Here is a 19532-nt window from a genome sequence, read left to right as displayed (position 1 = left end):
AATACCCAAACAACTGGGCGGCTCTACTTCGACGTCAAAGGGGGCACAGCGCCTGACAGCGTGGTGTACCGGGATGCCGGCGGCACGGACAAGGTCACCTGGAAGAGCTGAGCCTGGTTACAGCCCGACCACCGGGACCAGGCGCCGCAACTGTGTCACATGGGCAGGGGACAGCTCCTCGAGGCAGGTGACGCCCAGAAGCTTCATCGTGCGGACCAACTGCGCGGACAGGATGTCGACGGCGCGGCGTACACCGGCTTGGCCGCCGGCCATCAGCCCATACAGGTAGGCGCGGCCGATCAGGGTGGTGCGCGCACCCAGCGCGATTGCGGCGACGACGTCGGCGCCGGACATAATGCCGGTGTCGACCAGGATTTCGGTATCGGCGCCGAGTTCACCCGCCACCGTCGGTAGCAGGTGAAACGGGACCGGTGCCCGATCTAGTTGGCGGCCACCGTGATTGGACAACACGATGCCGTCGACACCGAGTTCAACCACGGCGCGCGCATCGTGGAGGGTCTGAATACCCTTGACGACGAGCTTGCCCGGCCATTGCGATTTGATCCACGCCAGGTCGTCGAAGGTCAGGCTGGGGTCGAACATGGTGTCCAGATACTGACCCACGGTGCCCGACCAGCGATCCAGCGACGCGAACGACAGCGGCTCGGTGGTCAACAGGTCGAACCACCAACGCGGCCGCAGCGCAGCGTCGAACGCGGTCCGCAACGTCAACGATGGCGGAATCGACATCCCATTGCGGACATCGCGCAGTCGCGCACCCGCGACCGGGACGTCGACGGTGGCCAGCAGCGTATCGAAACCCGCCTCGGCGGCGCGCTGTACCAGCGCCATCGACCGCTCCCGGTCACGCCACATATACAGCTGAAACCACCTGCGGCCCTGCGGAGCAGCCGCTGCTACGTCCTCGATCGACGCGGTCCCCAGCGTCGACAGCGAAAACGGGATACCCGCCGCCACGGCCACCCGAGCACCGGCGAGCTCACCCTCGGTGTGCATCAGCCGGGTGAAACCGGTCGGCGCAATCGCGAACGGCAGCGCTACCTCGCCGCCGAGAACCTGCCAGCCGGTCTGCACATTGCTGACGTCACGCAGGATGGTGGGATGAAACTCGATGTCGCGAAAGGCTTGTCGCGCACGTGCCAGCGAGACCTCTTCCTCGGCAGCGCCATCGGTGTAATCGAAAGCCGCCCTCGGTGTCCGCCGCTTGGCAAGGCGGCGCAGATCGCCGATGGTCTGCGCGCCATCGAGTCGGCGCTGGACGTGGTCGAGCCGGGGCTTGCGGAATTTGATCAGCGGCGCGAGGTCACGTGCCTTCGGTATCCGTCGTTTGACCACTGTGTCACGGTAGGTGTTATGGAATCGGCAAGCGACCCCTTTGATCTGCAGCGCTTCGTTGATGCGCAGGACCGGGTTTACCCGGAGGTGCTCGACGAGCTGCGCGGCGGCCGTAAGCGCAGCCACTGGATCTGGTTCATCTTCCCGCAAATCGCCGGCCTGGGCAGCAGCGCCACCGCGGCCAGGTACGCGATCTCCTCGCTGGAGGAAGCCCGCGCCTATCTCCGCCACGACGTGCTCGGGCCGCGGCTGCATGAATGCACGCGGCTGGTCAACGCGGTACGCGACCGCTCGATCGGCGAGATCTTCGGATCACCCGACGACATGAAGGTGCGCTCGTCGATGACGTTGTTCGCCCGCGCAACCGATGACAACGGAGACTTCGTGCAGCTGCTCGAGCACTACTACGAGGGCGAGGTAGACCCGCTGACGCTGGAGAGACTGACCTAAGCCGGCCGCAGAATCCGCCAGCCATGCGGCTCGACGGCCACCGCGTCGACGACCTCTTGCGGGGGTGCCCCGCTGCCGGCGATGACTTCCGCCGATCCGGAATCCAGTCCCACTCGCATCGCGGTGTCGTCGATGTTGAGCGCGACGATCAACGCCTGATCGCCGTGACGGGTCTGGTACACGTACTGCCGGTTCTCCAGCCGCAGTGCCGATGTGGACGCGGCGTGTAGCCACGGGTGCCGTCGGCGCAGACCGACCAGATACTGGTGCAGCGCCCACACTTCTACCCCACGAGGATCCAATTGTGCTGGGGGAGAGCTGAATTCGGGCCGCACCGCGTCGTCGCCGCCGAACCGCTCCTCCTTGATTCCCTGGTAGCCGAATTCGTCGCCGGCGTAGATGCTGGGAACGCCGCCCACGGTCATCAGAATGACCAGCGCGTGGGCGAGGTGTTCGGGGCGCTGAAGCTGGCTGGCGATGCGGGTGACATCGTGGTTGCCGATGAAGGTCAGCGGCGCAAAGCTTTCCACGAACTCGCCGTGTCGCTGCAGCGCCCAGTCCAGCTCGAAGAAGTTGCCGTCGTTCAGACCGCTCCAGATCGCCTTCCACAACTCGTACTGGGTGGCCGAGTCGAATCCGCTTTCGCGAACCACCGCGGCGTAGTCGCCGTGGATAAGCTCTCCGACAAACCACGCGTCCGGATGCTGCTGACGAACCTTCGGCAAAACCATCGTCCAGAACTGTTGCGGCACAGCGTAGGCAGCATCCAGCCGCCAGCCGTCCGCCCCGCGCCGAAGCCAGTGCGCCATCACCTCAGCGGTGTAGTCGACAACCTCGGGGTTGTCGTGGTTCAACGTCAGCAGGCCGTCATGGCCTTCGAAGGTGTGGAATCCGCCCGGGCGTCCGCGAAACCAGCGGGCGGCCGCATCGTCGTGCTCGGCTTGACGATGGTGCGGAAAGTCGACACCGACGTGGTTGAACACCCCGTCGAGTAGCACCCGCAAACCGCGCCGCTTGGCCTCGGCGATCAGATAGTCGAAATCGTCATCGTCGCCGAGCCGCGGATCTATGCGGTAGTGGTCGCTGGTGTCGTACCCGTGGGTGCGCGAAGCGAAGATCGGGCCCAGCGCGATCCCCGACGCACCGAGCGCGATCGCATGATCGAACCACTCGGCGATCCCCCGCAGCCGGTGCTCAGCTGGATGCGGGGGATCGGCCGCCGGAAACGCACCCACAAAGCCGAGCGGGTACACCTGCCACCAGATCACATGCTCAACCCAGCCCGGGGCGGTGTTCGGCGCGGGAGCGACCACAGACGCGAAGTCTACGGCCGAGAGGCTAACCCGTGGCCGTCAATGTTTCGGCGGTGGTGATCGCCTGGGCGACACCGGCGACGATGGCCGCGACCTTCAGCGCCTCCAGAATCGCTTCGCGTTCGACGCCTGCCTCGCGCAGGGTGTGCTCGTGAGCGGTCACACAGTGCGAACAGCCGTTGATCGACGACACGGCGAACGACCACAGTTCGAAATTCGCCTTGTCCACGCCGGGGTTGCCGATGATGTTCATCCGCAGACCGGGACGAAGGTCGTCGTACTTGCCGTCGAGGAAGCCGCGGCCGCGATAGAACACGTTGTTCATGCCCATGATCGACGCGGCGCCGAGCGCGGCTTGGTAAGCCTCGGCGGATAGCTCATCGGCCGCTTCGGCGCCAATCTCGGCCAGCACCCGGGAATTTCGCGTGGCCGCGGCGCTGGCCAGCAACGTGCCCCACAGCTGTTCTGCGTTCAGCACCGTACTGCGGCTGATCGTACCGAGGTTGAGCTTGAGGTCCTTGGCGTAGTCGGGTAGCGCGTCCTTCAGATTCTCGAGACTCATCAGGCCGACTTCCTCAACTCTTCGCCGGCGTCGATCGTGGGATCGCCCTTGCGCCAGTTGCACGCGCACAGCTCGTCGGATTGCAGGGCGTCCAGCACGCGCAGCACCTCGTCGACGTTGCGACCCACCGACCCGGCGGTCACCGAGACGAATTGGATTTCATTGTTGGGGTCGACGATGAACGTGACGCGGTCGGCCACACCCTCAGCATTGAGCGCGCCGGTGGCTTGCGCCAGTTCCCGCTTGAGGTCCGAAAGCATCGGGAACGGCAGCTTTTTCAGCTCCTCGTGCTGGGCACGCCACTGAAAGTGCACGAACTCGCTGTCCACCGAGACGCCGAGCACCTGCGTGTCGCGATCGATGAACTCGTCATTCAGCTTGCCGAAAGCGGCGATCTCGGTCGGGCATACGAAAGTGAAGTCCTTCGGCCAGAAGAACACCACCCGCCACTTGCCTTCGAAGTCGCCGCTGGAGATCGTCGTGAAGTAGTCCTCGGGCTGTTGCGCGTCGACCTTGGAGAGGTCGCCGCCGATCAACGCCGTCAGCCGGTAGGCCGGGAACTGGTCGCCGATAGTCAGAAGTGTCATGTCGCTCCCTCTCATCAAAATTGGATCTAGTCAAGAATTCCGCTACAACCATCCTGCCGGAACCAAACTTTGAATGAAAGGTGATTTTTCCCACTATACTGATAAGCATGACCGATAAGAGTTATCAGCCGACCATCGCTGGCCTCCGGGCCTTCGTTGCCGTCGCGGAGAAGCAGCACTTCGGCAGTGCCGCAACAACTCTCGGCGTCAGCCAATCGACGCTGTCGCAGGCGCTGTCGGCGCTGGAGACCGGCCTGGGAGTTCAGCTGGTAGAGCGCTCTACCCGCCGCGTTTTCCTGACGACGGAGGGCAGCGCTCTGCTGCCGCAAGCCCAAGCGGTGATCGAGGCGGCGACGGCGTTCACTGCCGCGGCCGCGGGTGCCTCGGACCCGCTGCAGGGCAGCATCCGGCTGGGCCTGATTCCGACGGTGGCGCCCTACGTACTACCCACGCTGCTTGCCGGGCTGGCCGATCGGCTGCCCGGGCTCGCCTTGCGGGTCATCGAGGACCAGACCGAACGGCTGCTGACCGGGCTGCGCGAAGGTTCGGTGGACGCGGCGCTGATCGCGTTGCCGGCCGAAGCCGGCGGCATCACCGAAATCCCGATCTACGACGAAGATTTCGTGCTCGCTCTGCCGCCCGGGCATCCGCTGGCCGGAAAACGACGGGTCCCGCCGACCGCACTGTCCGAGCTGCCACTGCTGCTCCTGGACGAGGGGCATTGTCTGCGCGACCAGGCTCTCGACGTCTGCCGCAAGGCCGGCGTGCGCGCCGAGCTTGCCAACACCCGGGCGGCTTCACTGGCCACGGCGGTGCAATGCGTGAGCGGCGGGCTGGGCGTGACGCTGATCCCGCAGAGCGCAGTGCCCGTCGAGACGGCGCGCAGCCGACTGGAACTGGCCTACTTCGCCGCGCCCCGACCCGGCCGACGAATCGGGCTGGTGTTTCGGTCATCCAGCGGGCGTGAAGGTCCGTACCGCCACCTTGCCGGGCTGATCGGCGCACTGCTCGCCGACGACCAGCAGGTACGCCCGGTGCGGTGGCGGCGGGACGGCGAAGGCCACCCCACCACGCCAGCCAAAGTGAACGTGTTCTAGTTTCGCCTCATGCTGGACTTCACGCTGGAAAACATCAGCGCCGAGGACGTCGATCGGCTGCGGGCGATGTATGGACCGTTGACTGAGTCCGTCCGGGAGTTGATCGACGCGACGGTCAGGACCGAAGTGAACGAAGCTGCCGTCACCGCCGCCAAGGCCGAGATCGACTCGGCCACTGCGCGTTTGCGGCACACGCAGGTCGAGGGAAGCTTCGGCGTGCGCTATCTCGCCAGCGGCGAGCGGATGGCTTGGGGCAACGCCGTCGTCGGGCTGCGCAATCCGATCGCGCCGCCGGTGCACATCCATCGCGACGCCACCGGCAAATCCGTGTGTGATTTCCATCTGGGCGCCGCATACGAGGGACCGCCCGGCCACGTCCATGGCGGAGTCGCCGCACTCGTACTCGATCACCTGCTGGGAGAGGCCGCCAGCGACGGCATCAATCCACGTCTGACCGGGACGATCAGTTTCCGCTATGTGCGCGCCACCCGACTGGGCCAACTGCACGCCGAGGCCGCGGTCACCCGCACGGAGGGGTTCAAGACCTATGCCATCGGCCACCTCGCCGACGACGAGGGAATCACCGTGGCGGCCGAAGGCGTATTCATCCAACCGCGCTGGGCGCGGGAGCCCTCCGAATAGATTTCGATCATGGAAAAGATAGTTGCGGTACTCAGGGCCGCCGATCGTGACGAGGACTGGTGCCAACGGCAGCGGGGAGCCGTCGCCGAGGAGATCCTTGCGCTCGACGTTTCCGGTCTGACGGTCAATGTTCGCGATGCGGCGGTGAGTCATTCGATGATGACGCTGACGACGCTGGACCCGCCCGCAGCCGCCGTAGTGAACATGTGGACTCAACAGTGCTACGGAGACCAGATGACCGAGGCCCTGCGCCTGCTGGAGGGTGAGTGCGACCAGCTCGCAGCGTATCTGGTCACCGAGTCGATGCCATTACCAGCACCACTCGAACTCGGAAGCCGCACAACGGGTTTGTCCAACATCGCGCTACTACGGCGGCCTGCGGAGCTGGACCAGGCGACCTGGCTGCGGCGCTGGCAGCATGACCACACGCCGGTGGCAATCGAGACCCAGTCCACCTTCGGATACACCCAGAACGCCGTGGTTCGCGCGTTGACGCCCGACGCTCCGCAGTTGGCGGGCATCGTCGAAGAGCTGTTCCCGGCCGAGGCGATCACCGATCTGAGGGCTTTCTTCGGCGCGGCCGACGACGCAGACCTGCAACAGCGCCTGGCCCGAATGGTCGCCAGCACATCGGCTTTCGGTGCCAGCGAGAACATCGACACCGTGCCGACCAGTCGTTACGTGCTGAAAACACCCTTCCACAGCTGAGGAGCCGCCCGTGATACTCCAGATCGACGATCAGAACCGGGTCCGCACGCTCACCCTGAACCGGCCGGACGTGCTCAACGCGTTCAACGAGGCGCTCTATGCAGCCACCGCCGAGGCACTGCGGCTGGCCGCCGAAGACCCCGAGGTCGCCGTTGTGCTGCTGACCGGGGCCGGGCGCGCCTTCAGCGCGGGCAACGACCTCAAGGAGATGCAGGCGCGCATCACCGACCCCGAAATAGCCAACCAGGGCTCGCATTTCACCGCGATGATCGATGCGCTGACGCGGTTTCCCAAGCCGTTGATCTGCGCTGTGAACGGCGTCGGCGTCGGAATCGGCACCACCATCCTGGGCTATGCCGACCTGGCGTTCATGTCGTCAACGGCTCGACTGAAGTGCCCCTTCACCAGCCTGGGCGTTGCGCCGGAGGCGGCGTCGTCCTATCTGCTGCCCCAGCTGATCGGCCGGCAGAACGCGGCCTGGCTGCTGATGTCCTCGGCATGGGTGAGCGCACACCAGGCGCTGGCGATGGGCATGGTCTGGAAGGTGTGCGAACCCGACGAGCTGCTCACCGAGGCCCGCCGGCACGCCGAAATCCTGGCTGCCCGGTCGATTCCGAGCCTGATCGCGGTCAAACAATCCATCGTCGAACCCACTCGTCCCGACATTGCGGCGGCGACCGAGCGGGAAAACGCCCATTTCGCAGAGCTTTTGGGTGGTCAGGCCAATGCGGCGGCGCTGGCGGATTTCACCGCCAAGCGGGACAGCTGATTGCTATGAACCGGTGGTCTGCAACTGCGCGGCCGCCTCGATGATCGCTCGCAGTGTGCACCGGCAACGTCCGCAGTCAAGCCCGGCTCCGCAGGCGGCGGCGACCTCTTTCGACGTCGAGGCACCACCGGCGACAGCATCGGACACCGTCTGACTGGTGACGCCCTCACAGAGGCAGACGTACATCAGCGAACCCCAGAATTCTGGCTCACCGACCGCCGAATTGCCCGCATGTAGGCAAGTCTAACCTAACCTGGTTTGTGGAGGCTACCCTTACTAAGGGTAGCCTCTGACCAGCAGTTTTAGGGAAATTGGCGCCCCCACACCGCTCAAATCAGCACGCCGAGCGTCGAGCGCTGGACTAGATTTGTCCTCGGCGGGCGGTGGCGTTCCAGCCCAACCTCACCGTCAATCGCCGCGAGTCGAAACCGTGCCAGCGGAGAATTGAGGAGCGATCATGCAAGGTGATCCTGATGTTTTGCGCCTTCTGAACGAACAACTGACCAGCGAGCTCACCGCGATCAATCAGTATTTTCTGCATTCCAAGATGCAGGAGGACTGGGGTTTCACCGAGTTGGCCGGCCACACCCGCGCCGAATCGTTCGACGAGATGCGGCATGCCGAGGCGATCACCGACCGCATCCTGCTGCTGGACGGGCTACCGAACTACCAACGCCTTTTCTCGTTGCGGATCGGGCAGACGCTGCGCGAGCAGTTCGAAGCCGACCTGGCGATCGAATACGACGTGCTGAACCGGCTCAAGCCCGGCATCATCATGTGCCGTGAGAAGCAGGACTCGACCAGCGCCACCCTGCTCGAAGGCATTGTGGCCGACGAGGAAAACCACGTCGACTACTTGCAGACGCAGCTGGAGCTGATGGACAAGCTCGGCGAAGAACTCTACTCGGCTCAGTGTGTCTCGCGACCGCCGACGACGGGTCAGACCGGCCACTGAACGGGTATAGCTGCTGCGTATGACGCGAGCACAGACGGCAAGCACAGCAGACCTCGACAGCGGCAGCGCACCTGTCAGCCCGCAGCGCCGGAATTTCGTCTTCCTGGCGATCGTGCTGGGAATGCTGATGGCAGCGCTCGACCAGACCATCGTCGCCACCGCGCTGCCCACGATCGTCGCCGATCTGGGCGGTGCGGGCCACCAGTCGTGGGTCGTCACCAGCTATCTGCTGGCCTCGACGATCACCACTGCGCTGGTCGGCAGGCTCGGCGATCTGTTCGGCCGCAAGGTGGTTTTCCAGGCCGCGGTGACCTTCTTCGTGATCGGGTCGGTGCTGTGTGGGCTGTCGCAGTCGATGGTCATGCTGGTGGCGGCCCGCGCGTTGCAGGGCATCGGCGGCGGCGCCACCACCGTGACGGCGACCGCGCTGATCGGTGAAGTCATCCCGTTGCGCGATCGCGGCCGCTATCAGGGCGCATTGGGCGCCGTGTTCGGCGTGACCACGGTGATCGGGCCGCTGCTAGGCGGCTATTTCACCGACCACTTGACGTGGCGGTGGGCGTTCTGGATCAACGTGCCGGTCTCGATCGTCGTCTTTTTCGTTGCGGCCGCGGCGATCCCGTCGCTGCGGGCACGCGCGAAGCCGGTCATCGACTACGCCGGGATCCTGTTCGTCGGTCTGGGAGCCACCGGTCTGACCCTGGCCACCAGCTGGGGTGGCACCACCTATCCGTGGACCTCGCCCACGATCATCGGGCTGTTCGCCGCCTCGGTCGCGGCACTGGGCATCTTCGTCTGGGTCGAAAGCCGGTCGTCTGGACCGGAATCCGTGCCGATCCTGCCGATGCGGCTGTTCGCCAATCCGGTCTTCACGGTGTGCTGCGTGCTGTCGTTCGTGGTCGGGTTCGCAATGCTGGGTGCGTTGACCTTTCTTCCGACCTACATGCAGTTCGTCAACGGGGTCTCGGCGACGACATCGGGTCTGCGCACCCTGCCGATGGTCGCGGGGATGCTGTCGACGTCGATGGGCAGCGGTATCCTGGTCGGCCGGACCGGCCGATACAAGATTTTCCCCATCGCCGGAACCGCGGTGATGGCGCTTGCTTTTCTGCTGATGTCGCGGATGGATTCGTCCACTTCGGCACTGCTGCAATCGGTTTACCTGTTCATCCTCGGCGCCGGTATCGGGTCGTGCATGCAGGTGCTGGTCCTGATCGTGCAGAACACGTCGAGCTTCGAAGACCTCGGTGTGGCCACGTCGGGGGTGACCTTTTTCCGCACCATCGGCAGTTCGTTCGGCGCGGCCATCTTCGGTTCGCTGTTCACCAACTTCCTGCACGGCCGCATCGGTCCGGCGTTGGCGGCGAGCGGCGCATCCCCGGCTGCGGCGAATTCGCCGGAGGCGTTGCACCGGCTTCCGCGCCCGCAGGCGGCGCCGATCGTCGACGCCTACGCCGCGTCGCTCACCGAGGTGTTTCTGTGGGCGGTCCCGGTCGCGCTCGTCGGGTTCACTCTGGCGCTGTTTCTTCGCGAAGTTCCGCTGCGCGACATCGGCAACAACGCCGCGGACCTCGGCGACGGGTTCGCGATGCCGACCACCCAGACGCCGGAGGACATGCTGGAAACCGCGATCGGACGCCTGGCGCGTGGCGAACCGGGTATGCGGTTGCGCAGCATCGCCATGCGGCCCGACTGCCGACTCGACGTCGCCCAGCTATGGGCGTTGTTGCGCATCAACCGCTATCAGCGGGCATTGGGCATCGCCCGGGCCACCGAGATCGGTGAGCAGTTGGGGATTCCGTACGAAGTCCTCGAACCCACCTTCGATTGGCTGGTCCGCGGCGGTTACGCGCAACGCGACGTCGACCGGCTATGGCTCACCCCGTCCGGCGCACGTGAAGTCGACTTCGTCTCCTCGCTGCTCCAGGGGTGGATCATCGACAAGCTCGCCCGGTCGCCCAATTTTCAGGGCCGACCGGATCGGGCTCAGGTCGAGGCGGCGCTCAACCGGATCACTCACCGGCTCGTCGCCCAGCCGGGTTGGGGCGACGATCAGCCCAAGCTATCCGAGCTTGCCACCCAGAAACTTCCTCTCGGGTTTCCCCGAGAACAGTCGGGCGTAACATCGCGCCATGAGCCGAATCGGAACATTCGCTGACGACGACGTCTACAGCTGGGCCACCAAATCCCCGGACCTCGGCGGCGCGATCGCCAATTTCAGTCAGGCCGTCTACACCAAGAACCGGCTTCCGATGCGTACCCGTGAGCTTGCCCGCACCGTAATCGCCCACGACAACGAATGCACCGTGTGCCTGAATACCCGGGACGCCGACGGACCTGCCGCCGGCGTGGACGAAGAGCTCTATGAGCACGCACTGGATTGGCGCACCTGGCCCGGCTATAGCGAACAAGAGCGGCTGGCCGCCGAGTTCGCCCACCGATTCGGCACCGAGCACACCAAGCTGCGCGACGATGAAGACTTCTGGAGCCGCGCCAACGAGCACTTCTCCGAAGAACTGCTCGCCGACCTTGCGATGTCCTGCGCTCTGTGGGTCGGCATGGGACGTATGCTGCGCACCCTCGACATCGGCCAGTCCTGCAAGTTGACGCTGCCGAGCCGGGTCTAACCTGCTGGTCCGGCCCGGCAGATGACGACCACGCCGCTGGCCGCCGCGGCCATCGCCCAACTCGAGCCCGAAGGGGTGGACGCGATCATCGGGACGGTGGTCAATCCGGCCGGGCTCACCCAGGCCAAGACCGTCCCGATACGCCGAACCAACGCCTTTGCCGACCCGGGCCTCGGCGCCAGTCGGGTGTGGCACGGCTTCGCCATCGACCAGACGGGCATCGCGTTCACCGATCACATCGGGGTCGTCGGTGATGAGCGCGTCCGAATTGACCTGTCCGCGTTGCGGATTCTCGGTGACGGATTGGCGTGGGCGCCTGGATCATTCTTCGAGCAGGACGGCACGCCGGTTCCGGCCTGCAGCCGCGGAACGTTGGGGCGCGTGGAGGCCGCCCTCGCCGGGGCGGGGATCCAGGCTTTGGTCGGCCACGAGATCGAGTTCCTGTTGGTCCAGCCCGACGGTCACCGACTGCCGTCGACCGTGTGGGCGCAGTACGGGCTGGCCGGTGTACTCGAACACGAGGCTTTCGTTCGCGATGTAATCGCGGCGACGTCGGTGTCCGGCATCGGGATCGAACAAGTCCACCCCGAGTACGGCGCCAATCAGTTCGAGATCTCGCTGACACCACAGTCACCGGTCGCCGCGGCCGACCAGCTGGTGCTGACACGGATCATCGTCGGCCGCATCGCGCGCCGCTACGGGATGCGCATCAGCCTGTCACCGGCGCCGTTCGTTGGCAGTGTGGGATGCGGTGCCCACCAGCACTTCTCGTTGACCAATTCAGCCGGACCGCTGTTCTCCGACGGGTCGGGCACCCACGGCATGACGAGCAAGGGTGAAAGTGCGATCGCGGGACTGCTGCGCGGCCTGCCGGAGGCCCAGGGGATGCTGTGCGGTTCGATCGTGTCCGGGTTACGACTGCAACCCGGCAATTGGGCCGGAGCTTACATCTGCTGGGGCACCGAGAATCGCGAAGCCGCTTTGCGCTTCGTCGTCGCCGGCCCCGGCAACCCGTACGGCGGCAATGTCGAGGTCAAGGGCATCGACCCATCAGCCAACCCGTATTTCGCGACGGCCACGATCCTGGGCCTGGCGCTCGACGGGATCAAGCAGAAGGCGGTATTGCCGGCCGAGACGAAGGTTGATCCGGCAGCACTGAGCGACGCGGAACGCGCTCGCGCGGGCATTACGCGAATGTCCACCGCACAGGCGCACACCATTGCCGCACTGGATAATTCAGAGTTGGTGCGCGGTATTCTCGGCGATCCGCCGGTCGATGTGGTGGTCGCGGTCCGGCGTTTCGAGCAGGAGCACTACGCCCACCTCAACCGGGAACAATTGGCCGACAAGTTCCGGATGGCCTGGAGCGTGTGACGGTGACGGCTCTGGCCGAGCACATCGCCGGCGTGCCGCTGATCGACCAGCACGCGCACGGCTGTTGGTTGGCCGAGGGCGACCGTGTGCGGTTTGAGAACGCCCTCAACGAAGCCGACACCGAGCCGCTCGCGGACTTCGACTCCGGTTTCGACACCCAACTCGGCTTCGCCGTGCGGGCGCGCTGCGCAGCACTGCTCGGACTTTCTGAACACGCTGAGCCACACGACTATTGGGAGCGTCGCAGCCAGCACACCGAAAGCGGACTTGCGCGAATATTCTTGCGCGCCGCCGGTGTCAGCGACTGGTTGGTCGACACCGGCTACGCCGAGGGTGTCGCCGGCGTGGCGCAGGTCGCCGAGTTGTCCGCGAGCCGCGCCCATGAAGTCGTTCGTCTCGAACAGGTAGCCGAGCAGGCCGCGCTCGCCCAGGGTGACTATGCGTCGGCATTCGAAGAAATCCTGGGCCGGCGCGCGGCCACCGCGGTCGGCACAAAGTCGATCCTGGCCTATCGCGGCGGGTTCGACGGAGATCTGACCGAACCCTCGGCGGCCGAGGTCGCCACAGCGGCCGCGCGGTGGCGTGACGACGGTGGCGTCCGGCTCACCGATCGGGTCTTGCTGCGCTTCGGGATACATCAGGCACTGCGGGTCGGGAAGCCGTTGCAATTTCATGTCGGTTTCGGCGACCGGGATTGCGACCTCCGCGCCGCTAATCCGCTGTGTCTCTCGGACTTCCTGCGTCAGTCCGGCGACACACCGATCGTGTTGCTGCACTGCTATCCCTACCAGCGGGAGGCCGGCTATTTGGCCCAGGCGTTCAACAACGTCTATCTGGACGGCGGGCTGAGCATCAACCACTTGGGCGCGCGAGCGCCGGCCTTCATCGCCGGGTTGCTGGAGCTGGCACCGTTCCGAAAGATCGTCTACTCCTCGGATGGGTTCGGCCCGGCGGAGTTGCACTACCTTGGTGCGACGTTGTGGCGCAACGGCATTCATCGTGTGCTCAGCGGTTTCGTCGACGACGGCGACTGGAGTTCGACCGACGCCATGCGGGTCGTCGACCTGATCGCCCACGGCAACTCGGCCCGCATCTACCGGCTCGGCCGAGGGTGAATAGGTATAAACGCCGCTAAAGACGGGTATAACTTCGGGCTATGTCGGCCCTGGGCAACGTCAAGGATTGGGTGCGGGAGCAGGTCGCGTCGCGCGTTCCCAAGGCCGACTTGGACCAGCGGGACCCCGATTACATCCGCGATCAGCTACCCGGAACGTGGTTGCTGGCATCGTTGTATTTCCGGGCCGACGTGCAGCATCTGGACCGTATTCCGGCCGAGGGGCCGGTCCTGCTCGTCGGCAACCACAGTGGCGGCAACGTGCCGCCGGACACCTTCGTTTTCTCGCTCGCGTTCTGCTCCTACTTCGGCGTCGAGCGTCCTTTCTATCAACTGGCCCACAACCTCGTCGTCTCAGCGCCACCACTGGGCTGGCTGCGCAAATTCGGCACCGTGGCCGCCAACCACGAGAACGCGCAACTGGCGCTGAAATCCGGCGCGGCGCTGCTGGTCTACCCCGGCGGAGATTACGAGGTGTTCCGGCCCTCGTGGGAGCGCCACAAGGTCGACTTCGACGGCCGCATGGGATATGTCGGGCTGGCGCGCGACGCTGGCGTCCCGATCGTGCCGGTGGCCAGTGTGGGCGGCCAAGAAGCCGCGTTGTTCCTGTCCCGCGGGCAGTGGCTGGCAAAGTTGCTGATGGCGGACAAACTGTTGCGGCTCAAGAGTATTCCGATCTCACTCGCACTGCCGTGGGGCTTGAACATCGGCGACTTGGCCGGCCACATACCGCTACCGACCAAGATCGCGATCGAGGTTCAACACCCCATCGACGTCGATGGCGACGACCGGGCGGTGCACGACAAGGTAATGGCCAGCCTGCAAGACGGTGTCGACCGCCTCGCCGCCCGACGCCGATTTCCGGTGATCGGCTGATGCGCGTCGAACGCCGCTGCGTCATCGACGCCGACTGCGACGCGGTGTGGAAGATCGTCGGCGATCCGGACTGCTACCCGTCCTTCATGACCCGCCTGGAGCGCTGGGAAAGCGCCAACGACCAGCCCGCCGGGGTCGGTGCCCGTTACCAGGTGCACTGGAAGATCGGGTCGGTGCCGGTGGGTGGCCTGATCGAAGTGGTCGAGTTCGACGACCGGCGCGATTTGGCCTGGGTCGGTATCACCGGGGTGAATCTGCGCGGCCGGATCCGGTTGCGCGAGGCGCGGGATGGCCAGACCAAGGTGACGTTCCGGATGTCGTATCAGGCCCCTGGTGGGATCTTGGGCTATATCGCCGACCGGGTCGCGGTGCGTCAGGTGGGTCGCAACACGGCCGATACCCTCAAGCGCCTCAAGGAAATTGCCGAGTCCGGCGGCTGAAATCAGCTGTGCAGGTGCAGCCGTTCACCTTGCGGCCCAAACATCATGATCGCCTCCACCGGAGCGTCGACCACGCCGAACCAATGCGGCGTCCATGTCGAGAACTCCACGGCTTCACCCGGATTGATGGTGAAATCGCGCTCGCCAAGAACGAGGCGCAACCGGCCGGACAGCACGTAGATCCACTCCTGGCCCAGATGCACGGGTAGCTCGGCGGGCGGCCTGCGACGACGGGCGCTGACCCGGATTTTGAACGTATGCAGCCCGCCGGCGGGTCCCTGGCGGGTAAGCGGCCAGTAAGTTACGCCGTGGCGGGTGTGCGAGCTGCCGCGCACGCGCGGGTCTTCCGCTGTCGGTTCGCGCACCAGCTCGTCGGTACTGACCGAGAGCGCCGCCGCCAGTCGCGGCAGATGATCCAGCGCAAGCCGGCGTTTACCCGATTCCAAACGGCTCAGCGTGGAGACGTCCATCTGGGCTTTATGCGCGACATCCTCGAGCGTCAGGCCGCGCTGGGTGCGAACCTCCCGAAGTCGGCGTCGCACCAGCATCTCGACACTGTCTTTTGCCTCCATGGCAAGAAAGCTTGCCATTACGCCGTCGCCGCGGGCAAGGTGACGACATGCCAATGTCTGAGGCACAACAGGCCTGGGAAAAGCACTACGGCGCGCGTGAGCGGGTGTGGAGTGGGCGGGTGAACGTCCGGCTGGCCGAGTTGGCCGAGCCAATGTCGCCGGGCCGCGCGCTCGACCTCGGTTGCGGCGAGGGCGCCGACGCGATCTGGCTCGCCGAGCACGGCTGGCATGTGACGGCAGTGGACATCTCACAAACCGCACTGGACCGGGCAGCTGTAGAGGCCGCCAACCGCGATCTCACGACCCGCATCGACTTTCAGCGCCACGACCTGACACAAAGTTTTCCGTCTGGCGAATTCGACCTGGTGTCGGCCCAGTTTCTGCATTCAACGGTCCAAATGGATCGCGCGCAACTGCTGCGACGCGCGGCCGACGCCGTCGCCGGGGGCGGCAACCTGGTCGTGGTAGACCATGGCGCGCCACCACCGTGGACATCACACCAGCATCGCCACGAGTTCCCGAGCGCTGTCGAAGTGGTGTCATCGTTGAATCTCGACGAGTCCCGGTGGGACCGGGTTCAAGTCGACACGGTCGAGCGCGACGCGCTCGGACCGGAGGGACAGCAAGCGGCGCTCATTGACAACGTGATGCTGCTGCGACGACGTTAGGCGCTCTAAATCAAGCTCGTCGCATCAAATATCCACGACGTATCGGCCGTCGCAAGATCCTCTAGCCAGGTCGACGGCGCCTGAGCAGTCAAGCTGCCCATGTCCCAATAGTCTTTCCACAGCGTCACTTTGCCGTCTTCGACACGGTGCACCGACACGAATCGCAGCAGAGCCGTCTCGCCGCTCAGCCACCGCCAGGTCTCGGAGTGCTCGTACATGGCATCGGTGCCCGTCGTCACCAGCACCCCGCTGTGGTTCTCATAGCCCGCGAGCGGCTCGAGCCCGACCTTGAGTCGCTTCACGATGTCGTTGGGACCACGCGCCGCCAAGGTCGGTCCGACCGGCATGTCCACGTAGATGCAGTCCGCGGTCAGGAACGTCTTGACACTGTCCCAGTCCCGTCGCGATAAGGCCCGCCAGAGCCCGAGTACGGTGTCGTCAACCGGCATGGATGTCATCGAACCGGGCTGCTGAACACGTTGTCAACAAGGCGCGCAGGAGGTGGGGATGCCGACGCTGCGATCACGACGCAAAGCCGGGACCAGACGTATCCGGGCAACCAGTCCGTCGCCGTATTCACCGTCCTGGACACCCAGGGCGGCGCAGTTCGGCGCGGGTATCAAACACAACATCGGTATCCCGATGAGCGACGGGGTGGAGTTGCGCGCCGACATCCATTACCCCACCGTGCCGGGCACCGACCGGCCTGCGACCGGCCCGTTCCCGGTGCTGTTGTCGATGACGCCGTACGGCAAGAAGGCACCCCCGCCGGCCGCCCAGATCGGCGGTGGCGCAACCCCGTACCTGATCAGGCGCGGTTACATCGAGGTGATGGTGGACGTCCGGGGGTGCGGCGTCTCCGGCGGCTCGTTCGAAATGTTCGGCGACCGGCAAGCCCAGGACGGCGTTGAGCTCGTCGCGTGGGCGTCCCAGCTGCCCGATGCCAACGGGCGGGTCGGCATGTTCGGGGTGTCCTACCTGGCGATCAATCAGCTGTTTACCGCCGCCGCCGTCGGGCCGAATTCGCCGCTCAAGGCGATCTTTCCGGTCATGTCGGCGCGGGACTTCTACCGCGACGCGGCCGCGATGGGCGGGGCGCCACACCTGCGCACGGTTCGGGCCTACGGCGGGGTCTACCGGCTGCTCAACGTCGTCAACCCGGCGCTGGAGGTGGTCAATCGCGGCAAGCATCCGCGGCCTCGGGCCGGCGGGTTTGCCGGTGTGCGCAAGCGCGGGCGTGATCAGCGCGGCTACTTCCGGCCGTTGATCGCCGACGCCGTCGCCGGCGGCGAGACGGCGTTTGACGGCCCGTTCTGGGACGCCATGCGGCCGGGCATGGTGCTGTCGAGCGTGGTCGCCAACAATGTGGCGGTCTTCCTGGTCGGGGGGTGGCATGACGCCTTCCAGCGCGGCGCTCCGCTGAACTATGCCGCGCTGCAGAACGCGTTCGCCGGACGGCCCGGCGAGCAGCCGATGGCGCCCGGCCAGCCGGTGTCCGAGCAGCTGCGGCTGCTGATGGGTCCCTGGTATCACGTCTCGGACTACGGCGGGCTGCACCTCAACGCGCTGCAGTTGCGCTGGTTCGACTACTGGCTGAACGACGACGCGGCAGCGGCGATGTCCGGATCACCGTTCACCTTTCAGGCAATCGGCAGCCCGCGGTGGTTCCATGCCCGGGAATATCCCCTCGAGCAGGCGACACCGACTCGGTTCTACTTGTCCGACGGCGGCCGGTTGACCGCCGATCCCGCGCCGGACACCTCCACGGCGACCATCACGTACGTGGGCCGCGGACCCCTGTCGGGCCGCAGCGTCGAGCAGTGGACCCTGGGGATGGCCAGCTTCATCCGCTCCCAGCGCGGCGGGCACACCCGCTACGACCAGGACAACCGGCGGGTGCAGAAGGGCGCGCTCACCTACACCACCGAGCCGTTCGCCGCTGAAACGCTGATCGCCGGGCCGATCGCACTCACCGTGCACGCCACGGCCAGCACCGCCGAGACGCTGTGGGTCGCCCATCTAGACGATGTCGCACCTGACGGCGCCAGTCGTCCGTTGACCCAGGGGGCACTCTTGGGTTCGCACCGCGAGCTGGACCCCGACCGCACCTGGTACCTGCCGGACGGAACGGTCCTGCGACCGCACCACTTCAGCACCCGGTCAGCGGTCAAGCCGGTGGTGCCCGGCGAATTGACCCGCTACGACATCGAGGTCTTTCCGACCGCCGCCATGCTCGAGCCGGGTCATCGGCTGCGTCTGACCGTGACCACGTTCGACTTCCCGCACCTGGTCCCAACCGTGCCCGCGCGCCGCGCGCTGGTCGGCGGCAGCTATCAGCTCCACCACGGTGGGCCGACCCCGTCGCATCTACTGATCCCGGTGGCCGACCCGAACAGCTTCGACTGACCCAGTGCGGCAGCGTCTTCCACGCATGAGGGCAGGTTATGGCGCATACTCGCCTCAATGACGTCACTACAGCAATACATCGCCGAGGAAATCGCCACCGACCACGTCGACGGATTGCTGACCAGACGTGAAGCCATCCGTCGGCTGGCGCTGCTCGGCCTGGGCGGCGGTGCCGCGGCCACGTTGATCGCGGCCTGCGCCGACCACCAGACCCGACCGCTGCATTCGAGTTCGGCCGAGGGGGTGGAGGCGCCGGGCGCGAACCGGGCGCTGCCCACCGAGCCGATCACCTGGCCCGGCCCGCGTGGCGAACTCCACGGCGCTTGGGCACAGGCTCACAACGCGCGTCGCGGCGTGCTGGTCATCCACGAGAACAAAGGTCTCAACGACTGGGTCCGGTCGGTGGCCGAGCGTTTCGCCGGGGCCGGTTACTCGGCGCTGGCCATCGACCTGTTGTCCGAGGAAGGCGGCACCGGGCATTTCTCCGACCCGGCGCAGGCCACCGCCGCACTGGCCGCCGTTTCGAGCGACCGGTTCGTCGCCGACCTGAATTCCGGCATCGAGGAGCTGCAGACCCGGGTTCCGGGCGGCAAGATCGCCGTCGTCGGGTTCTGCTTCGGCGGCGGACTGGTGTGGCAGCTGCTGGCCTCCGGGGTGCCACAGCTGTCGGCCGCGGTCCCGTTCTACGGGCCGCTGCCGGACAATCCCGACTTCGCGGAGTCCAAGCGCACCGCGGTGTTGGCGATCTATGCGGCCTTGGACAAGCGCGTCACATCTTCGCAGGCGGCGGCCAAAGCCGCCCTCGAGCGGGCCGGCCTGGTCCATGACATCGTCGTCGAACCCGACGCCGATCATGCCTTTTTCAACGACTCCGGACCGCGCTACGACGCTGCCGCCACCGAAGACGCCTGGCGGCGGGTGCTCGAGTGGTTTGGCCGCTACCTGGCTTAGCGGCATGATGCGTGCGTGACCACCCCGCCGGTTCTCACGCTGAGCCAGGTACTAGACACGTTGAA

Annotated in this window: 23 protein-coding genes; 16 read left to right on the top strand and 7 right to left on the bottom strand. The window is 65.8% G+C overall.

Translation table 11 applies throughout. From position 1 onward, the window contains the following. Nucleotides 1–111: DUF1942 domain-containing protein (locus VGG53_RS10150; protein WP_331517927.1), on the top strand; the 111-nt coding region annotated here is incomplete at its 5' end. Between the two features lie 6 nt (nt 112–117). On the opposite strand, the gene VGG53_RS10145 is transcribed toward VGG53_RS10150, so the two are convergent. Continuing rightward, nucleotides 118–1356, bottom strand: coding sequence for an alpha-hydroxy acid oxidase (locus tag VGG53_RS10145; RefSeq protein ID WP_331517919.1), 1239 nt, complete (start codon nt 1354–1356; stop codon nt 118–120). An 18-nt stretch (nt 1357–1374) separates the two neighbouring features. Between VGG53_RS10145 and VGG53_RS10140 the strand changes: the two genes are divergently transcribed. Continuing rightward, nucleotides 1375–1806, top strand: coding sequence for a DUF1810 domain-containing protein (locus VGG53_RS10140; RefSeq protein ID WP_331517918.1), 432 nt, complete (start codon nt 1375–1377; stop codon nt 1804–1806). Here VGG53_RS10140 and VGG53_RS10135 read toward each other — a convergent pair. From VGG53_RS10135 to VGG53_RS10125, 3 genes are read right to left on the bottom strand one after another with little or no spacing between them, the layout of a single operon-like run. Then, nucleotides 1803–3119 carry an alpha-amylase family protein gene (locus VGG53_RS10135; protein WP_331517917.1) on the bottom strand — a complete coding sequence of 439 codons (1317 nt, stop codon included), beginning with the start codon at nt 3117–3119 and terminating at the stop codon, nt 1803–1805. The genes VGG53_RS10140 and VGG53_RS10135 overlap by 4 nt on opposite strands. Nucleotides 3120–3144: 25 nt before the next feature. Next, nucleotides 3145–3681 (bottom strand): alkyl hydroperoxide reductase, encoded by a 537-nt coding sequence (locus VGG53_RS10130; RefSeq protein WP_331517916.1) that lies wholly within the window; start codon nt 3679–3681, stop codon nt 3145–3147. Next, complete coding sequence (locus VGG53_RS10125; protein ID WP_331517915.1) at nt 3681–4268, bottom strand: peroxiredoxin; 588 nt, start codon at nt 4266–4268, stop codon at nt 3681–3683. The genes VGG53_RS10130 and VGG53_RS10125 overlap by 1 nt, the downstream gene beginning before the upstream one ends. A 107-nt stretch (nt 4269–4375) precedes the next feature. Between VGG53_RS10125 and VGG53_RS10120 the strand changes: the two genes are divergently transcribed. From VGG53_RS10120 to VGG53_RS10105, 4 genes are read left to right on the top strand one after another with little or no spacing between them, the layout of a single operon-like run. Continuing rightward, nucleotides 4376–5365: a hydrogen peroxide-inducible genes activator gene (locus VGG53_RS10120; protein WP_331517914.1), complete on the top strand. Its 990-nt coding sequence runs from the start codon at nt 4376–4378 to the stop codon at nt 5363–5365. Nucleotides 5366–5374: 9 nt separating this feature from the next. After that, nucleotides 5375–6007 (top strand): hotdog domain-containing protein, encoded by a 633-nt coding sequence (locus tag VGG53_RS10115; RefSeq protein ID WP_331517913.1) that lies wholly within the window; start codon nt 5375–5377, stop codon nt 6005–6007. 9 nt (nt 6008–6016) lie between these two features. Then, complete coding sequence (locus tag VGG53_RS10110; protein ID WP_331517912.1) at nt 6017–6715, top strand: hypothetical protein; 699 nt, start codon at nt 6017–6019, stop codon at nt 6713–6715. 10 nt (nt 6716–6725) lie between these two features. After that, complete coding sequence (locus VGG53_RS10105; RefSeq protein WP_331517911.1) at nt 6726–7484, top strand: enoyl-CoA hydratase/isomerase family protein; 759 nt, start codon at nt 6726–6728, stop codon at nt 7482–7484. Nucleotides 7485–7487: 3 nt separating this feature from the next. On the opposite strand, the gene VGG53_RS10100 is transcribed toward VGG53_RS10105, so the two are convergent. After that, nucleotides 7488–7670, bottom strand: coding sequence for a (2Fe-2S)-binding protein (locus VGG53_RS10100; RefSeq protein WP_331517910.1), 183 nt, complete (start codon nt 7668–7670; stop codon nt 7488–7490). 271 nt (nt 7671–7941) lie between these two features. On the opposite strand from VGG53_RS10100, the gene bfr reads away from it, so the two are divergent. Genes bfr through VGG53_RS10065 form a run of 7 tightly spaced genes read left to right on the top strand, consistent with a single transcriptional unit; the run spans nt 7942 to nt 14870 of the window. Continuing rightward, nucleotides 7942–8439 (top strand): bacterioferritin, encoded by a 498-nt coding sequence (bfr, locus tag VGG53_RS10095; RefSeq protein WP_331517909.1) that lies wholly within the window; start codon nt 7942–7944, stop codon nt 8437–8439. 19 nt (nt 8440–8458) lie between these two features. Continuing rightward, nucleotides 8459–10597, top strand: a complete 2139-nt coding sequence (locus VGG53_RS10090; RefSeq protein WP_331517908.1) for an MDR family MFS transporter — start codon at nt 8459–8461, stop codon at nt 10595–10597. Then, nucleotides 10572–11066, top strand: a complete 495-nt coding sequence (locus VGG53_RS10085) for a carboxymuconolactone decarboxylase family protein (protein WP_331517907.1) — start codon at nt 10572–10574, stop codon at nt 11064–11066. The genes VGG53_RS10090 and VGG53_RS10085 overlap by 26 nt, the downstream gene beginning before the upstream one ends. Nucleotides 11067–11087: 21 nt before the next feature. Then, on the top strand, nt 11088–12440 hold the full coding sequence (locus tag VGG53_RS10080) for a glutamine synthetase family protein (RefSeq protein WP_331517906.1): 1353 nt from the start codon (nt 11088–11090) through the stop codon (nt 12438–12440). Further along, the gene (locus VGG53_RS10075; protein ID WP_414688934.1) at nt 12437–13555 is read left to right on the top strand and encodes an amidohydrolase family protein; all 1119 of its coding nucleotides are present in this window, start codon (nt 12437–12439) and stop codon (nt 13553–13555) included. The genes VGG53_RS10080 and VGG53_RS10075 overlap by 4 nt, the downstream gene beginning before the upstream one ends. A gap of 41 nt (nt 13556–13596) precedes the next feature. Beyond that, on the top strand, nt 13597–14430 hold the full coding sequence (locus tag VGG53_RS10070; RefSeq protein WP_331517905.1) for a 1-acyl-sn-glycerol-3-phosphate acyltransferase: 834 nt from the start codon (nt 13597–13599) through the stop codon (nt 14428–14430). Beyond that, nucleotides 14430–14870, top strand: a complete 441-nt coding sequence (locus VGG53_RS10065; protein ID WP_331517904.1) for an SRPBCC family protein — start codon at nt 14430–14432, stop codon at nt 14868–14870. The genes VGG53_RS10070 and VGG53_RS10065 overlap by 1 nt, the downstream gene beginning before the upstream one ends. A gap of 2 nt (nt 14871–14872) precedes the next feature. Here the strand turns inward: VGG53_RS10065 and VGG53_RS10060 are convergent, their stop codons facing one another. Further along, a complete protein-coding gene (locus VGG53_RS10060; RefSeq protein WP_331517903.1) occupies nt 14873–15442 on the bottom strand; it encodes an XRE family transcriptional regulator in 570 nt (189 codons plus the stop codon). Between the two features lie 53 nt (nt 15443–15495). Here VGG53_RS10060 and VGG53_RS10055 point away from each other — a divergent pair, with 53 nt between their 5' ends. Further along, the gene (locus VGG53_RS10055; RefSeq protein WP_331517902.1) at nt 15496–16110 is read left to right on the top strand and encodes a class I SAM-dependent methyltransferase; all 615 of its coding nucleotides are present in this window, start codon (nt 15496–15498) and stop codon (nt 16108–16110) included. Between the two features lie 5 nt (nt 16111–16115). Here VGG53_RS10055 and VGG53_RS10050 read toward each other — a convergent pair whose 3' ends face one another. Next, complete coding sequence (locus VGG53_RS10050) at nt 16116–16559, bottom strand: nuclear transport factor 2 family protein (RefSeq protein ID WP_331517925.1); 444 nt, start codon at nt 16557–16559, stop codon at nt 16116–16118. Nucleotides 16560–16752: 193 nt separating this feature from the next. On the opposite strand from VGG53_RS10050, the gene VGG53_RS10045 reads away from it, so the two are divergent. Together VGG53_RS10045 and VGG53_RS10040 are read left to right on the top strand one after the other, a co-directional pair. Continuing rightward, complete coding sequence (locus tag VGG53_RS10045) at nt 16753–18516, top strand: CocE/NonD family hydrolase (protein WP_331517924.1); 1764 nt, start codon at nt 16753–16755, stop codon at nt 18514–18516. 57 nt (nt 18517–18573) lie between these two features. Then, complete coding sequence (locus VGG53_RS10040; protein ID WP_331517901.1) at nt 18574–19467, top strand: dienelactone hydrolase family protein; 894 nt, start codon at nt 18574–18576, stop codon at nt 19465–19467. Nucleotides 19468–19532 lie beyond the last annotated feature (65 nt).

The sequence above is a fragment of the Mycobacterium sp. genome (assembly GCF_036490025.1).
GTDB lineage: Bacteria > Actinomycetota > Actinomycetes > Mycobacteriales > Mycobacteriaceae > Mycobacterium.
Note: the sequence above shows the minus strand (reverse complement) of the source record. Positions and strands in the feature narration are given on the sequence as shown.

What these genes read in the sequence shown, in the direction of transcription:
- VGG53_RS10140 (WP_331517918.1), top strand. Translation starts at nt 1,375, where the DNA reads ATGGAATCGGCAAGCGACCCCTTTGATCTGCAGCGCTTCGTTGATGCG.
- VGG53_RS10130 (WP_331517916.1), bottom strand. Translation starts at nt 3,681, where the DNA reads ATGAGTCTCGAGAATCTGAAGGACGCGCTACCCGACTACGCCAAGGAC.
- VGG53_RS10125 (WP_331517915.1), bottom strand. Translation starts at nt 4,268, where the DNA reads ATGACACTTCTGACTATCGGCGACCAGTTCCCGGCCTACCGGCTGACG.
- VGG53_RS10120 (WP_331517914.1), top strand. Translation starts at nt 4,376, where the DNA reads ATGACCGATAAGAGTTATCAGCCGACCATCGCTGGCCTCCGGGCCTTC.
- VGG53_RS10115 (WP_331517913.1), top strand. Translation starts at nt 5,375, where the DNA reads ATGCTGGACTTCACGCTGGAAAACATCAGCGCCGAGGACGTCGATCGG.
- VGG53_RS10110 (WP_331517912.1), top strand. Translation starts at nt 6,017, where the DNA reads ATGGAAAAGATAGTTGCGGTACTCAGGGCCGCCGATCGTGACGAGGAC.
- VGG53_RS10100 (WP_331517910.1), bottom strand. Translation starts at nt 7,670, where the DNA reads ATGTACGTCTGCCTCTGTGAGGGCGTCACCAGTCAGACGGTGTCCGAT.
- bfr (WP_331517909.1), top strand. Translation starts at nt 7,942, where the DNA reads ATGCAAGGTGATCCTGATGTTTTGCGCCTTCTGAACGAACAACTGACC.
- VGG53_RS10090 (WP_331517908.1), top strand. Translation starts at nt 8,459, where the DNA reads ATGACGCGAGCACAGACGGCAAGCACAGCAGACCTCGACAGCGGCAGC.
- VGG53_RS10085 (WP_331517907.1), top strand. Translation starts at nt 10,572, where the DNA reads ATGAGCCGAATCGGAACATTCGCTGACGACGACGTCTACAGCTGGGCC.
- VGG53_RS10080 (WP_331517906.1), top strand. Translation starts at nt 11,088, where the DNA reads ATGACGACCACGCCGCTGGCCGCCGCGGCCATCGCCCAACTCGAGCCC.
- VGG53_RS10070 (WP_331517905.1), top strand. Translation starts at nt 13,597, where the DNA reads ATGTCGGCCCTGGGCAACGTCAAGGATTGGGTGCGGGAGCAGGTCGCG.
- VGG53_RS10065 (WP_331517904.1), top strand. Translation starts at nt 14,430, where the DNA reads ATGCGCGTCGAACGCCGCTGCGTCATCGACGCCGACTGCGACGCGGTG.
- VGG53_RS10060 (WP_331517903.1), bottom strand. Translation starts at nt 15,442, where the DNA reads ATGGAGGCAAAAGACAGTGTCGAGATGCTGGTGCGACGCCGACTTCGG.
- VGG53_RS10055 (WP_331517902.1), top strand. Translation starts at nt 15,496, where the DNA reads ATGTCTGAGGCACAACAGGCCTGGGAAAAGCACTACGGCGCGCGTGAG.
- VGG53_RS10050 (WP_331517925.1), bottom strand. Translation starts at nt 16,559, where the DNA reads ATGCCGGTTGACGACACCGTACTCGGGCTCTGGCGGGCCTTATCGCGA.
- VGG53_RS10045 (WP_331517924.1), top strand. Translation starts at nt 16,753, where the DNA reads ATGAGCGACGGGGTGGAGTTGCGCGCCGACATCCATTACCCCACCGTG.
- VGG53_RS10040 (WP_331517901.1), top strand. Translation starts at nt 18,574, where the DNA reads ATGACGTCACTACAGCAATACATCGCCGAGGAAATCGCCACCGACCAC.